The 13,553-nt window shown below is 65.0% G+C and carries 12 protein-coding genes; 4 read left to right on the forward strand and 8 right to left on the reverse strand.

Annotated features, from left to right (window positions below):
* Position 1: 1 nt before the first annotated feature.
* The gene (locus NKG59_RS04930; protein WP_253535739.1) at positions 2–883 is read right to left on the reverse strand and encodes a LysR family transcriptional regulator; all 882 of its coding nucleotides are present in this window, start codon (positions 881–883) and stop codon (positions 2–4) included.
* Positions 884–982: 99 nt separating this feature from the next.
* On the opposite strand from NKG59_RS04930, the gene gstA reads away from it, so the two are divergent.
* The 3 genes from gstA (at position 983) to NKG59_RS04945 (ending at position 3,243) form a co-directional block, all read left to right on the forward strand.
* Positions 983–1,612, forward strand: a complete 630-nt coding sequence (gene gstA, locus NKG59_RS04935; RefSeq protein ID WP_045205310.1) for a glutathione transferase GstA — start codon at positions 983–985, stop codon at positions 1,610–1,612.
* Between the two features lie 193 nt (positions 1,613–1,805).
* Positions 1,806–2,867: a phosphate ABC transporter substrate-binding protein PstS gene (pstS, locus tag NKG59_RS04940; RefSeq protein ID WP_253535740.1), complete on the forward strand. Its 1,062-nt coding sequence runs from the start codon at positions 1,806–1,808 to the stop codon at positions 2,865–2,867.
* 172 nt (positions 2,868–3,039) lie between these two features.
* Positions 3,040–3,243: a DUF3562 domain-containing protein gene (locus NKG59_RS04945; RefSeq protein WP_253535741.1), complete on the forward strand. Its 204-nt coding sequence runs from the start codon at positions 3,040–3,042 to the stop codon at positions 3,241–3,243.
* A gap of 11 nt (positions 3,244–3,254) precedes the next feature.
* On the opposite strand, the gene NKG59_RS04950 is transcribed toward NKG59_RS04945, so the two are convergent.
* The 3 genes from NKG59_RS04950 to NKG59_RS04960 all read right to left on the reverse strand — a co-directional run bounded on the left by NKG59_RS04950 (position 3,255) and on the right by NKG59_RS04960 (position 5,975).
* Complete coding sequence (locus NKG59_RS04950) at positions 3,255–4,202, reverse strand: alpha/beta hydrolase (RefSeq protein WP_253535742.1); 948 nt, start codon at positions 4,200–4,202, stop codon at positions 3,255–3,257.
* Between the two features lie 148 nt (positions 4,203–4,350).
* Positions 4,351–4,812 carry a CoA-binding protein gene (locus tag NKG59_RS04955; protein ID WP_253535743.1) on the reverse strand — a complete coding sequence of 154 codons (462 nt, stop codon included), beginning with the start codon at positions 4,810–4,812 and terminating at the stop codon, positions 4,351–4,353.
* Between the two features lie 20 nt (positions 4,813–4,832).
* A complete protein-coding gene (locus NKG59_RS04960) occupies positions 4,833–5,975 on the reverse strand; it encodes an RsiV family protein (RefSeq protein ID WP_253535744.1) in 1,143 nt (380 codons plus the stop codon).
* A gap of 609 nt (positions 5,976–6,584) precedes the next feature.
* Here NKG59_RS04960 and NKG59_RS04965 point away from each other — a divergent pair.
* Positions 6,585–8,966, forward strand: coding sequence for a DUF6600 domain-containing protein (locus tag NKG59_RS04965; protein WP_253535745.1), 2,382 nt, complete (start codon positions 6,585–6,587; stop codon positions 8,964–8,966).
* 99 nt (positions 8,967–9,065) lie between these two features.
* Here the strand turns inward: NKG59_RS04965 and NKG59_RS04970 are convergent, their stop codons facing one another.
* The 4 genes from NKG59_RS04970 to atpA all read right to left on the reverse strand — a co-directional run bounded on the left by NKG59_RS04970 (position 9,066) and on the right by atpA (position 13,501).
* Entirely contained in the window at positions 9,066–9,482 is a 417-nt protein-coding gene (locus tag NKG59_RS04970; protein ID WP_253535746.1) for a F0F1 ATP synthase subunit epsilon, read from the reverse strand.
* Between the two features lie 91 nt (positions 9,483–9,573).
* Positions 9,574–10,977, reverse strand: coding sequence for a F0F1 ATP synthase subunit beta (atpD, locus tag NKG59_RS04975; protein WP_045205355.1), 1,404 nt, complete (start codon positions 10,975–10,977; stop codon positions 9,574–9,576).
* Between the two features lie 42 nt (positions 10,978–11,019).
* On the reverse strand, positions 11,020–11,895 hold the full coding sequence (gene atpG, locus NKG59_RS04980) for a F0F1 ATP synthase subunit gamma (protein ID WP_024977233.1): 876 nt from the start codon (positions 11,893–11,895) through the stop codon (positions 11,020–11,022).
* A gap of 64 nt (positions 11,896–11,959) precedes the next feature.
* Positions 11,960–13,501 carry a F0F1 ATP synthase subunit alpha gene (gene atpA, locus NKG59_RS04985; RefSeq protein WP_045205304.1) on the reverse strand — a complete coding sequence of 514 codons (1,542 nt, stop codon included), beginning with the start codon at positions 13,499–13,501 and terminating at the stop codon, positions 11,960–11,962.
* Positions 13,502–13,553 lie beyond the last annotated feature (52 nt).

The raw sequence follows: 13,553 nt of genomic DNA on the forward strand, positions 1-13,553 counted from the left end.
ATCAGGGCAAACGCAACGTCTGCGCCAGGTGGCCATACACCACGGCAATCCGCCGCAAGTGCCTCGATTCCGGATGCGTCAGCAGCCATAACTCTGATTGATTGGCATCTTGCAGATCCCTCAGCGCCACCAGATCGCTGCGCTCCTGCGCCATCACCACGGGCAGGATCCCGACGCCCATACCCATCCCCACCATCTCGGCCGCGATCTGCAGGCTGTTGACGAAGTACGTGGGCATGACCTTGGGGAAATGCCGCTTGCGCCAACTCACCGACGGGTGATCGGGAATCGCGTCGTCAATCGCGAACCACTGCGTGCGGCCGGCTTCGACATCGGCGTAGGTGATGCCGCTCGTGCGCCCCGCATACAGCCCCACGCGAATCGACCCGATGTGTTTGCCCACCAGATGCTGCGGCGGGCGCCGTGTGGCCCGCACGGCAATGTCAGCATCGCGCCGGGTCAGGCTGGCCAGCTCGTTGCCCACACGAAGGTCGTAACTCAGGTTCGGATGCTCGGCCTGCAGCGCCTTCAACGCGGGCGCGACCATGCCGACCAGGATCGTGTCCGTGGTGGTGATGCGCACCGTGCCTGATACCTGATCGGGCACCGCATGCACGGCCGATCGCGCGGCCTCGAGCGCCGACTCCACCTGCTCGGCCTGTTCCGCCAGGGCCTGCGCCAAGTCCCCCGCCAGATAGCCCGTACGCGAACGCGCAAACAGCGTGGCGCCCAGCCCGCGCTCGATGCGCTGCAATGACCGGAACACGGTGGATGCATCCACGCCAAGCCGCTCGCCGGCCGCCGCCAGCGTGCCCGTGCGCACCATCGCCAGTACGATCTCAAGGTCGGCCGCGCTTAACCGGTATTGCGTCTGTGCAAGCATGATTTGCTTCTCCGCCTATTTCATTGGCACCGGCGCAATCCTACAGTGTCGTCACCGCCGCCGTCGGCGGCTTCCCAACCCGTTCACGAGATGACAACCATGAAGCTCTACTACTCCGCCGGCGCCTGCTCGCTGGCCGTTCATATCGCCCTGCGCGAAGTGGGTGCGCAGTTTGACCTGACCGCCGTCGACCTTGCCAAGCACGTCACCGCCGACGGCACGGATTTCTACACGATCTCGCCGCGCGGTTACGTGCCGCTGCTGGAGCTGGCCGATGGCTCGCGCCACACCGAAGCCGCCGCGCTGCTGCAATACGTGGCCGACCTCGACCCAACGCAAGCGCTGATCGGCAAGCCCGGCAGCGCGCACCGCCTGACCGTGATCGAATGGCTCACGTTTGTCAGCACCGAGCTGCATAAAGGCTTCGGCCCGCTCTGGTACAAGGAAACGCCCGAAGCCACGCGCCAGGGTGCCAAGGACAAGCTCGCCAAGCGCTTTGCCGAACTCGACGCGCGCCTCGCCAAACAGCCTTACCTGGCCGACACCTACAGCGTGGCCGACGCCTATGCCTTTGCGGTGCTGAACTGGACGAACTTCCTGGCGCTGCCGATGGGCGCGTATCCGAACGTGCAGGCGTATATGGCGCGGGTGGGTGCTCGGCCGCAGGTGGTTGAAGCGTTGACGGCGGAAGGCCTGATCAAGGCCGACGCAGCCAGCACCGTCGCCTGATCTGATCGGCCGGGATCGGCGAGACCTAAACAAAACCGCCGATCCCACCCCCTACTCCGCCTAACGTTTGCGGAACGTCTTACAACAGATCTCCATGTTGTAGATGGGCTCTATCCGGGCTGCACGCCGTGCTGTCACAGGTGCGTCGCTACAATCGCACGCTTCGCGTCTTCTGCAGTCCGCAGCTCTCCCCATGTTCAAGCACGTTGTTCTCGCCCTGGCCATTGCGGCTGCGGGCTTGCCGCTCCTCGCGCGCGCCGATGTGCGCGGCGCAGGTTCGACCGCCGCTGCGCCGGTCTATCGCGTCTGGTCGGCGGGATATGCCGCATCGTCGGGCGTTGCGCTCAGCTATGACGCGGTGGGCTCAGGTGAAGGCCTGAAGCGCATTCGCGCGGGCGCGGTGGATTTTGGTGCGTCTGACGTGCCGCTCTCCAGCGCGGAGGCTGCCAAGGCAGGCCTCGTCTGCGTGCCGTCGGTGGTGACAGGTGCGGTGCCGTTTGTGAACGTGCCGGGTGTGCCGCGCGGTCAGCTCAAGCTGACGGGCGAACTGCTGGCGCAGATCTTCCTCGGCAAGGTCGAGAGCTGGGATGCGCCTGAGCTGCGTGCGCTGAACCCGGGCGTGACGCTGCCCAAGCTGAAGATCCATCCCGTCGTGCGCTCCGATGGCTCAGGCACCACGTACCACTTCACCGATTATCTGAGCGCTGTCAGCGCCGAGTGGAAAAGCGCTTACGGCACCAAATCGACGATCAACTGGCCGGCGGGCTTTACCGCGGCAAAGGGCAGCGGCGATGTGGTCAAAGCGGTGCAGGCTACGTCCGGCGCCATCGGTTATGTCGACTACAACTACATCCTCGACAACGACCTGAGCGGCGTGCAGCTACGCAACGTGGCCGGCCGCTTTGTCAGCGCGCAGGTGAGCGGCTTTCGTGAGGCCGTGATGCAGAGCGCGTGGAACCGCAAAGGCGATTTCACGGCTCCGCTGGTCAACCTGCCGGGTGCGGAGACGTGGCCGATCACGATGGGCACCTTCATCGTCGTGCCGGCAGTCAGCGCATCGGGCCCGCGCACGCTGGCCGCGCTGAAGTTCCTGACGTGGGGTTACTTCCACGGCGACGAGTTGGCCGCGCGCGCGAAGTTCGTGCCGCTGCCCGAGCGCGTGCAGGCGATTGCGTATCGTGAACTGGCACGCGTGACGGATGCGTCGGGCGCCGCCATCGGCCTGCAGAGCATGCCCGCAAACTGGGGCAAATGATCATTGCCGGTGCAGTGTCTGCGCCGGCAACAGCACCGTTTTGATGCCGCGCAGGTGACCCGTTGAAAGCTTTGCAACAAGGCTGGATTGTTCCGACGCGTTTCCTATAGTGGTCACTTGCCGCGCAAGTCAGCCAGCGCGTCACCGCCAAAGCAACGACCGGAAAGCAAACATGGGTACCGCCATCGCAGACCAGGACGAGCAGATCCACCAGATCGCACAGGACACCGGCGCACCGGCTGATCTCGTCCGCGAGCAGTACATGCAGACAATGCGCACATTGGCGGCCGACGCCCGCGTGCACGACTATCTCTCGCTGTTTGTCACACGCCGGGTGCTCGCCGCGTTCCGCCCGCGCCGCACGCCAACGCGTTAGTCCCGCCCCGCTTATTCCTCGCTGATCATCCCGACGAATGCGTGCGCTGCGCGGCGCATCCATTCGCGTGCGCGCTCGGCCTCGAACTGGATGCGCGCAAAGGCGTGCGTCATGCCGGAGGCTTCGATGGTGATGACCTGCGCGCCGTGCTGCACGAGGTAGTCGGCGTATTGCAGGCCATCGTCGCGCAGCACGTCGTGCGCGGCCACGATGACGACGGTGTCTGGCGGCGTATATGCCGGCGCGCGCGCCATCAGGAAGATGCGTGGGTCGTGCTCGGCGAGTGGCTTGGCGAGTGCTTCAGCACCGATGTATTTCTCCCAGTACCAGCGCATTTCATCACGCGTGAGGCCGGGGCCTTGTGCAAACGCGTTGTAGCTTTCGCTACCGAAAGCGGGCGTGGTAACGGGGTACAGCAGCAACTGAGCATTCACGAGACCGGGGCGCATGCCCCGCGCGGCCTGCACCGCAAGATGGCCGCCCGCGCTGTCGCCGCCCACAGCCAGGAAGTCCGGGTCGAAGTCGAGGTCCGCGCGCTGTTCGGCAAGGTACGCGAGCGCGTCGCGTGCATCGTCCGCCGGCGTGGGAAACGCGTGCTCGGGCGCGAGGCGGTAATCGACACTCACAACGGCACAGCCCGTGTCTTGCGCGATCAAGGCGACCAGCATGCGATGCGTTGTGCGCGGCGCGCCAACCACCCAGCCACCACCGTGAAACCACACCAGCAAGCGCGGCGTGGTCACGCCTTTTGGACGAAAGACGATGGCGTCGAGCGTGCGCCCGGCGAGCGGCAGGCTGAGGTCTGAAACGTCAACGCTTTCGGGATCGGGCCGCTCGGATACCGCAGCAATCGCCTCAAAGCGCGCGCGCTGCGCGGGCGCGTCTTCAGACGGGGGCAAGGCGCCGAACTGTTCGGCAAGGCGTTGATAAAACTGCAGGATTTGCGGATCGACGGCCATGATGTAAGCGGGATGCGATGACCGCCAGAGTGTAGCGCGCCAGGTTGGCTCAACTCCCCCGATAGGTCAGGAAGCGATCGGCGCGGTCGTCGGCGAAACGTCTGTCCCCTGCGCCGCCGTGTCTGTCACAAGGCCTTGGGGCCGGCGTTCATTTTTGCTCGCCGATACCGAGCCGCCAGTGTTCGATCTTCGTGCAGCGGTCTTGCACGGCCGGAATGCCGGCGTTGCGCGCCACGGCCATCGCCTCGTCATTCACGATGCCGAGCTGCACCCAGATGCCTCCCACGCCCAGCGTCACGGCTTCCTGCACAACGGGCAAGACCTGTTCTGAGCGACGGAAGATATCGACCAGATCGATGCGCTGGCCGGCGGCGGCAAGGGTTGTCACCGCTTCGGTGAGCGTGGCGTAGCAGGGCTCGCCGAGCACGTCTTCGCCCGCGTGCTGCGGGTTGACGGGCACGATGCGATAACCGGCCTGTTGCAGATAGCGCGCCACGTCATAGCTGGGCCGCGTAGGGCGTGGCGACAGGCCGACCACGGCGATGGTCTTGCCGGACAGCAGCCGGCGCATGGTGGCTTGCTCGTCGGCGTACGAAGGATTGGCGGACATGGTTGGTGATGCGGCTGCAATCAGGTTGTGGGTCGCTTGCATGCGGCGCCCAGGTCATCGAAGCGCACGGCGGCTCGGAAGGCGCCCGACGAATACGGGCCGACCTCATACGGCCCGTAGTGCACGACGATGCGGTCACCCTGCAGCGTAAACGGAAACGCGGCGTTACGCAGATCGCGCTCCTTGAGCGCGCCGCGCGGCGCATCGGGTGCGCCTTCTCGCTTGAGCGCATCGACAATCTGCGTATTGAAGTTCTGCAGGCACGTGGATGTGGGGTTCAGCACATCGGCCAAGGCGATTGGCTGAAAGCCCTGCACACCGCGGCGCCAGTTGCCCGCTGTGAAGCTGTAGTTGCCGTGCGCGCCGCCGCTGTAGGCCCACACCATGCGCAACAGGCTCACGGTGTCGCCCAGGCCGACGGCGCTGATGCGGATGACGCATTCGGTGTCGTATTGGTCGCACTTGCGCACGCGCAGCGATTGGATCAGCGCGTCGATGGCGGCATCGCCTGTCACCGGATAGCGCTCGGTCAGCTTGGCCTGGCCGGCGGCGCCCGTGGCCTCCTGATAGCGCGCCACGCGCTTTAACGTGAAGGGCTGGCTGCGGCCACCGTCGCTCCAGGTGCCAGTAGCGGTGGCGCCGTCGGCCGAGAACGCACCGGAGAGCGTGCCGCCGTCGCGCACGACGGACTGGCCGGCCGCATCGAGCGCTTCTGCATGTTCGCGCCACACGAAGCGGCGCTCGGGCACGTTGCGCCCTTCGATGGTCCATAAGGCGCGGCCCTGGGGGCGGTCATCGTAGGCTTCGCCGGTCAGTGTGTCGGCCACCGGATCCTTGTCTTTGTCCTGCTCTTTGGGTGGCGGGTCGTACACGTTCAACCACACGTTCCAACCGGGGCTGTCGGCGCCCTTTCCCACCGCGCCCTGCCAGAAACTGCCGGCTAGACGCTCGGACTGCTCTTTCGTTTTTGCAAGAGGGACAGTTGGCGCAGAAGCAACAGGTGCGGAGGCGGCAGGCGCACTCGCCGGCGTTGCAGGCGGAGCAGAGGCCGCTTCGGTGCCGGCCTGTGCGCCCCCGGCCGCGCCCAGTGCCCCCATCAAGGTAACAAAAACGCCCGCGCCCACCGACTTCTGCAACACATGGTGCATCGCATGCCTGTGCATGCCTCCCTCCTATGAAACCGACACCCCAGACTAGGACACACCCCGCTGGTTCGCCTTTCTCCAAGCCCCGTCTGCCTAAGCGGCAAAGTGCTGGGACTGTGCGGGTGCAGCAGGCGTTCCCTGAGCAGGCCCTCCAGGCGCTTTTGCATGCACACCAAGCGGCCTTTACAGCGCTTGCATTCGATTGCAATCCGACACACTTTGTTACGCCTCAGGGCGAGCCCGTCACCCAAAATGCCTTCGCACCCCAGCGTTTGTGTCCAATTGTTGTGCGCCATATCGCGCCCCAAACGGTCATTCCCCCGACCCGATGGCGACGACACGATCCACGGTGCAAGGTTACCCCCTCCTTTCGAATTGACCCCTCGAAGGGATTTCCCGTCCGCGCGGTGCTCCCCGGCCCGCGCGCTTTTTTTTGTGCGCGCAATTCGCGCGCCTGCCCGTCTGCTTCCCGCCCTTCCCCAGCGCGCTCTGGAGGCGGCTGACTTGTGTGTCGGCTTCCCGCGCCAGGAAACACGCTCTTACAAAGCCAAGTCGACCCCTCGACGCCTGCCGCGTTAAATGGAGACATCCACGCGGCACAGGCCGCCATAAAAACGAGGGCTCACCATGTCCAATGTTTCCCGTCGTTCTCCCCTCTCCGGTGTACGGCTGCCGCATGTGTTGCGCGCGGTGGGCGTTGCCGCCGTATTGCTTGTCTGCGGTGCGCAGGCCGCGATGGCCGCCGATCCGGCCTCGCGGGTGGCGCGGCTGTCGGACTTTTCCGGCACGGTGAGCTTCGCGCCCGCCGGCTCCGATGACTGGGCCGGCGCCTCGCTCAACCGCCCGCTAACCACAGGTGACCGCCTGTGGTCGGACCAGGGCAGCCACAGCGAGCTGCACGTCGGGTCCACGGCGCTGCGGCTGGGCCAGAACACTGGCGCCACGCTCGTCGACCTGGACGACCGCAACACCCAGGTGAAACTCACCCAAGGCGCCCTGTCGGTTCGCGTGCGTTCGCTGCCCGCCGACCAGACCATCGAGATCGACACGCCCAACCTTGCGTTCACGCCACAGGCACCGGGCGAATACCGTCTCGACGTCGCCCCCGATGGCTCAAGCACGACCGTCACCGTGTGGCACGGCCAGGGCACGGCCTACGGCGATGACCGCTCCACTCCGCTGGGGGCGGGCCAGCAAATCCGCTTTGGCGGCACCGACCTCGCCGAGGCCGGCGGCACCGACAACCCCGGGCGCGACGCCTTCGACCGCTGGGCGGAATCGCGCGATGCCCGCGAAGACGCATCTGTCTCTGCCCGCTACGTCGGTCGTGAAATGACTGGCTATGAAGCCCTCGACGACAACGGCTCATGGCGTGAAGAAGACGGCTATGGCGCCGTGTGGGTACCGCGCGCCGTGCCCGCCGGCTGGGCCCCATATCGCACAGGCCATTGGGCGTGGGTGGCGCCCTGGGGCTGGACATGGGTCGATGACGCGCCGTGGGGTTTCGCGCCTTTCCACTACGGCCGTTGGGCGTATGTCGGCTCCACCTGGTGCTGGGTGCCCGGGCCGGTGGTGCCGCGGCCGGTCTATGCGCCGGCACTCGTTGGTTTCGTGGGCGGCGGAGGTGGCGGCGGCGTGAGCTGGGGGATCAACATCTCGATCGGCTCGCCGGGTGTGGCGTGGTTCCCGCTGGCGCCGGGCGAGGCATATCGCCCCGTGTACGCGGCCAGCCCGACGTACGTGACGAACATCAACCGCACGGTGGTGGTGAACAACGTCACGGTCAACAAGACCATCATCAACAACACCACCAACGTGACCAACGTTCGAAACGTGAACCGGGTCACCTATGTCAACGCAAACAACCCCGCCGCACTGACGGCAGTGCCGGCCAAGACGTTCGTGAACGGCCAGCCGGTCGGCCCTGCCATGACGCATCTGCGGCCGGAGCAACTGCGCGCGCAGATGGCGCACGCGCAGTTTGTGTCGACGCCGGCGCTGGCACCGGTGCGTGCCAGCCTGGTAGGCGCGGCGGCCAACGGCGGGCCTCATCAGTTGCCGCCGCCGCAGGCGTTTACACGTCAGGCGATTGCGGTGCGCGCCCCCGCCACACCGGCAGGCGGACACGATGCGTTGGCAGAACGCTTCCGCTCTCAAGGCGGCGCGCTCCCGGGCGCAGGCCCGGCGTGGACGGGCGGCAACGTGGGCGCCCGCGTTGCACCGGTGCGGGGTCACGCCAAAATAGAGATGCCGACCGCACCTGCGGCTGCGCAGGCAGCGGGTCTACGGTTGAGTCGCGCCGCACCGAACGGGGCCGCACACGCCGAGCCCGTCCGACCGGCGGAACAACGCGGTCCGAATGGTCCGCAAGGATTGATGGGCTCCCCGAACCCGCAGGGCACGCAGATGCCGCATGGTGCCCAGCCTGGACCGGCTCCGCGGGCCCTCATGGCCCCCGACGCGATCAACCGTCCACGCCCCTTGCCGGGCGCCGCCGCACCGCGGGAGCGGCCGGCGCAACCGCAGACTGCGCCTGCGCCACAAGGCCCGGCCGGCATGACGACACGTCCGCCGCAGCGCGAAGGCGCGCCAGGTACACCGCGCGACGAGCGCCGCGCCTTCGAGCCGCGCCCGCAACTGCCGCAGGCTGGCACACAGGCGCCGCATCCTCAAACGCAACCACAGCGCAGTGGCCAGGAGCCGAATCGCTTCAATAGCAACCCCGCACCGGCCATGCAGGAGCGTCCGCACAACGAGCCGCCGCAGATGCGCGCACGCCCGGAGCCTGAACAACGCCGGCCGGAACCGCATATGGAAGCCCCGCGTCCCGCACCGCAACCGCACGTTGAAATGCGGCCGCCGCAACCGCAGGCCCAGCCGCGTCCGCCTGAGGCGCGCCCGCCGCAACCTCAACCGCAGGCCCAACCGCCACGGCAGGAACACCATGAAGCCCAACCACATCCGCAAGGCAATCGCGGTGATGAGAAGCGCGAAGGCGAGCACCGCTGACCAAGTGCCGCGCCAGTTCGCAGGCGAAAAAAAAAGCAGCCCTTCGGGGCTGCTTTTTCGTCTGCGCCGGCCGATGACGCCGGCCGGTACACACTTGCCTTAGCGCTTGCGACGCAGGCGCGCGATCGCTGCAAGCTGCGCAGCGGCCACGGCCAGTTCACCTTGCGCACGGGCCAGATCCAGGTCGCTGCTTTGATTCTGGAGCGCCTCTTCGGCCGCACGCTTGGCTTCGCTCGCCTTGGCTTCGTCCAGGTCGTGACCGCGGATTGCGGTATCGGCCAGCACGGTCACCTTCTTCGGCTGCACTTCGAGAATGCCACCAGCAACGAACACGAACTCTTCGCCGCCATCTTCCTTCTCGATGCGCACGGCGCCCGGCTTGATGCGCGTGATCAGCGGCGTGTGGCCGGGCAGAATGCCCAGCTCGCCGGCTTCGCCAGGCAGTGCCACAAACTTGGCATTGCCGGAGAAGATCTCGTGCTCAGCGCTGACGACGTCTACATGAATGGTTGCCATCTCGATTCCTTTGCTCAGAAAAGCGGCTTCCTGAATGGGCTTCAGGAAGCCAGTACTGACCCCGGCTTACGCGCGGCGCCAGACGTTGCTCTTACTGGAGCTTCTTGGCCTTCTCGAAGGCTTCGTCGATCGAGCCGACCATGTAGAACGCCTGTTCCGGCAGGTGATCGCACTCGCCGTCCACCAGCATCTTGAAGCCGCGGATGGTTTCCTTCAGCGGCACGTACTTGCCCGGCGAGCCCGTGAACACTTCTGCAACGTGGAACGGCTGCGACAGGAAACGCTGGATCTTACGAGCGCGGCCCACGGCCAGCTTGTCTTCCGGCGACAGTTCGTCCATGCCCAGAATCGCGATGATGTCGCGCAGTTCCTTGTAGCGCTGCAGCGTCTTCTTCACGCGGTCGGCAACTTCGTAGTGCTCCTGGCCAACCACTTGCGGGTCGAGCTGGCGCGAAGTCGAGTCCAGCGGATCCACTGCGGGGTAGATACCCAGTGCAGCGATGTCACGCGACAGCACGACGGTCGAGTCCAAGTGCAGGAAGGTCGTTGCCGGCGACGGGTCGGTCAAGTCATCGGCAGGCACGTACACGGCCTGGATCGACGTGATCGAGCCAGTCTTGGTCGACGTAATACGCTCCTGCAGCTTGCCCATTTCTTCAGCCAGCGTCGGCTGATAGCCCACGGCGGAAGGCATACGGCCCAGCAGTGCCGACACTTCGGTACCGGCCAGCGTGTAGCGGTAGATGTTGTCGACGAAGAACAGGATGTCACGGCCTTCGTCACGGAAGCGCTCGGCCATCGTCAGGCCGGTCAGCGCCACGCGCAGACGGTTGCCCGGCGGCTCGTTCATCTGGCCGAACACCATGGCCACCTTGTCGAGCACGTTGGAGTCCTTCATTTCGTGGTAGAAGTCGTTGCCCTCACGGGTACGCTCGCCCACGCCAGCGAACACCGACAAGCCCGAGTGCTGCTTGGCGATGTTGTTGATCAGCTCCATCATGTTCACGGTCTTGCCGACGCCGGCGCCACCGAACAGACCCACCTTACCGCCCTTGGCGAACGGGCAGACCAGGTCGATCACCTTGATGCCGGTCTCCAGCAGGTCCACCGACGGCGACAGCTCGTCGAACCTCGGGGCCTTCTGGTGAATCGCGCGCTTTTCGTCGCAGGCGATCGGGCCGGCTTCGTCAATCGGACGACCCAGCACGTCCATGATGCGGCCCAGCGTGCCGTGACCGACCGGCACCGAGATCGGCGCGCCGGTGGTCGCCACGCGCATGCCGCGACGCAGACCGTCGGACGAACCCAGCGCAATGGTACGCACCACGCCGTCGCCCAGCTGTTGTTGCACTTCGAAGGTCAGGCCCTTCTCGGCGAACGAAGCGTCGTTGCTGTCGTCCAGCACCAGCGCGTCGTAGACCTTCGGCATCGCGTCGCGCGGGAACTGAATGTCCACCACGGCGCCGATGCACTGCACGATATTTCCGTTTGCGATACTCATTTGTATCTCCAATAACTTGATTCTTTGCCGTGGCTATCAGACTGCCGCTGCGCCGCTGACGATTTCGGACAGTTCCTTCGTGATCGCTGCCTGACGGGTCTTGTTGTAGACCAGTTGCAGTTCGCCGATCACGTTCTTCGCATTGTCCGAAGCCGCCTTCATCGCCACCATCCGGGCCGATTGCTCGGACGCCATGTTCTCGGCCACCGCCTGGTACACCAGCGCCTCGACGTAGCGGATCAGCAGCTCGTCGACCACCGTCTGTGCGTCCGGCTCGTAGATGTAATCCCACGAGTAGGCCTGCTTCTCGGCGTCGCTCTGCGCGAGCTTGTCGGCGGTCAGCGGCAGCAGTTGCTCGACCACCGGCTCCTGCTTCATCGTGTTGATGAAGCGGGTGTACGCGAGGTACACGGCATCGATCTGGCCTGCGTTGAACGCGTCCAGTTGCACCTTGATTGCGCCGATCAGCTTTTCCAGATGCGGCGTGTCGCCCAGATGCACGACGTTCGAGACCACCTTCGCACCGACGCGGCCCAGGAACTGCATGCCCTTGGTACCGATGGCAGTGGTTTGCGTCTCAACGCCCTTGTTCTGCAGATCGCGCAGTTGGGTGGTGACGGCACGCAGCACGTTGGTGTTCAAGCCACCGCACAGGCCCTTGTCCGTCGTCACCACGATCAGGCCGGCACGCTTGACGTCGCGCGCAACCATGAACGGGTGCTTGTACTCCGGATTGGCCAGTGCCATGTGCGCAGCCACGTTGCGGATCTTCTCGGCGTACGGGCGGGCAGCGCGCATCCGTTCCTGCGCCTTGCGCATCTTGGATGCGGCGACCATTTCCATCGCCTTGGTGATCTTGCGCGTGTTTTGCACGCTCTTGATCTTGGTGCGGATTTCTTTTGTTCCGGCCATTTCTTCCTCTCCGTTCAAACCTGGTCACGCTGGCTACGCGCGACCAGTTTCGGGAATGACGCGGTTAGAACGCGGCGGACTTCTTGAAATCCTCGATCGCGGCACGCAGGGCGGCTTCATCTTCCTTCGAAAGATCTTTCGTATCTTCGATGCGGTTGATGAGGTCGGCGTACTTCGTCTTCAGCGTGTCGTGCAGGCCCTTTTCAAAAGCCAGGATGTCCTTCACGTCCACGTTGTCGAGGAAGCCGTTGTTGGCTGCGTACAGCGACGCGGCCAGCTGCCACACTTGCAGCGGCTGGTATTGCGGCTGCTTGAGCAGTTCGGTCACACGGCGGCCGCGCTCGAGCTGCTTGCGGGTCGCTTCGTCCAGGTCGGAAGCAAACTGCGCGAACGCAGCCAGTTCACGATACTGAGCCAAGTCGGTACGGATACCGCCGGACAGCTTCTTGATGACCTTGGTCTGAGCAGCACCGCCCACACGCGACACCGAAATACCGGCGTTGATTGCGGGGCGCACACCTGCGTTGAACAGATCGGTTTCCAGGAAGATCTGGCCGTCGGTAATCGAGATCACGTTGGTCGGAACGAACGCGGACACGTCGCCGGCCTGCGTTTCGATCACGGGCAGCGCGGTCAGCGAACCGGTCTTGCCCTTGACTTCACCGTTGGTGATCTTCTCGATGTGCTCGGCGTTCACACGTGCAGCACGCTCCAGCAGACGCGAGTGCAGATAGAACACGTCGCCGGGGTACGCTTCACGGCCCGGCGGACGGCGCAGCAGCAGCGAAACCTGACGGTACGCCCAAGCTTGCTTGGTCAAATCGTCGTACACGATCAGGGCGTCTTCGCCGCGGTCGCGGAAGTATTCGCCCATCGTGCAGCCGGCATAGGCCGACAGATACTGCATGGCAGCCGAGTCGGAAGCGGCAGCAGCCACCACGATCGTGTATTCCAGCGCGCCGTGCTCTTCGAGCTTGCGGACGACGTTGGCGATCGTCGAAGCCTTCTGGCCGATTGCCACGTACACGCAGAAGATGCCCTTGCCCTTCTGGTTGATGATGGCGTCGACTGCCACAGCGGTCTTGCCGGTCTGACGGTCGCCAATGATCAGCTCACGCTGGCCACGGCCGATCGGCACCATTGCGTCGATCGACTTCAGACCGGTCTGCACCGGCTGGCTCACCGATTGACGTGCGATCACGCCCGGAGCGACCTTCTCGATCACGTCCGTCTTCTTGGCGTTGATCGGGCCCTTGCCGTCGATGGGCTGGCCCAGTGCGTTGACCACGCGGCCCAGCAGTTCCGGGCCAACCGGCACTTCCAGAATGCGGCCCGTGCACTTGACTTCGTCGCCTTCGGAAATGTGCTCGTACTCACCCAGCACCACAGCGCCGACAGAGTCGCGCTCGAGGTTCAGCGCGAGGCCGAACGTGTTGCCCGGGAATTCCAGCATTTCGCCTTGCATCACGCCCGACAGGCCATGAATGCGGCAGATACCGTCCGTCACGGAGATGACCGTGCCGGTGTTCTTTGCGTCAGCGCCAGCCTTCAAGCCCTCGATACGGGTCTTGATCAGGTCGCTGATCTCGGAGGGGTTCAGTTGCATCGAATGCTCCTAATTCTTCAATCTGTCTGCGGGCGCGATATCGTCGATTGCA

The organism is Ralstonia chuxiongensis (assembly GCF_024158925.1).
Classification (GTDB): Bacteria; Pseudomonadota; Gammaproteobacteria; order Burkholderiales; family Burkholderiaceae; genus Ralstonia; species Ralstonia chuxiongensis.

What these genes read in the sequence shown, in the direction of transcription:
- NKG59_RS04930 (WP_253535739.1), bottom strand. Translation starts at nt 883, where the DNA reads ATGCTTGCACAGACGCAATACCGGTTAAGCGCGGCCGACCTTGAGATC.
- gstA (WP_045205310.1), top strand. Translation starts at nt 983, where the DNA reads ATGAAGCTCTACTACTCCGCCGGCGCCTGCTCGCTGGCCGTTCATATC.
- pstS (WP_253535740.1), top strand. Translation starts at nt 1,806, where the DNA reads ATGTTCAAGCACGTTGTTCTCGCCCTGGCCATTGCGGCTGCGGGCTTG.
- NKG59_RS04945 (WP_253535741.1), top strand. Translation starts at nt 3,040, where the DNA reads ATGGGTACCGCCATCGCAGACCAGGACGAGCAGATCCACCAGATCGCA.
- NKG59_RS04950 (WP_253535742.1), bottom strand. Translation starts at nt 4,202, where the DNA reads ATGGCCGTCGATCCGCAAATCCTGCAGTTTTATCAACGCCTTGCCGAA.
- NKG59_RS04955 (WP_253535743.1), bottom strand. Translation starts at nt 4,812, where the DNA reads ATGTCCGCCAATCCTTCGTACGCCGACGAGCAAGCCACCATGCGCCGG.
- NKG59_RS04960 (WP_253535744.1), bottom strand. Translation starts at nt 5,975, where the DNA reads ATGCACAGGCATGCGATGCACCATGTGTTGCAGAAGTCGGTGGGCGCG.
- NKG59_RS04965 (WP_253535745.1), top strand. Translation starts at nt 6,585, where the DNA reads ATGTCCAATGTTTCCCGTCGTTCTCCCCTCTCCGGTGTACGGCTGCCG.
- NKG59_RS04970 (WP_253535746.1), bottom strand. Translation starts at nt 9,482, where the DNA reads ATGGCAACCATTCATGTAGACGTCGTCAGCGCTGAGCACGAGATCTTC.
- atpG (WP_024977233.1), bottom strand. Translation starts at nt 11,895, where the DNA reads ATGGCCGGAACAAAAGAAATCCGCACCAAGATCAAGAGCGTGCAAAAC.
- atpA (WP_045205304.1), bottom strand. Translation starts at nt 13,501, where the DNA reads ATGCAACTGAACCCCTCCGAGATCAGCGACCTGATCAAGACCCGTATC.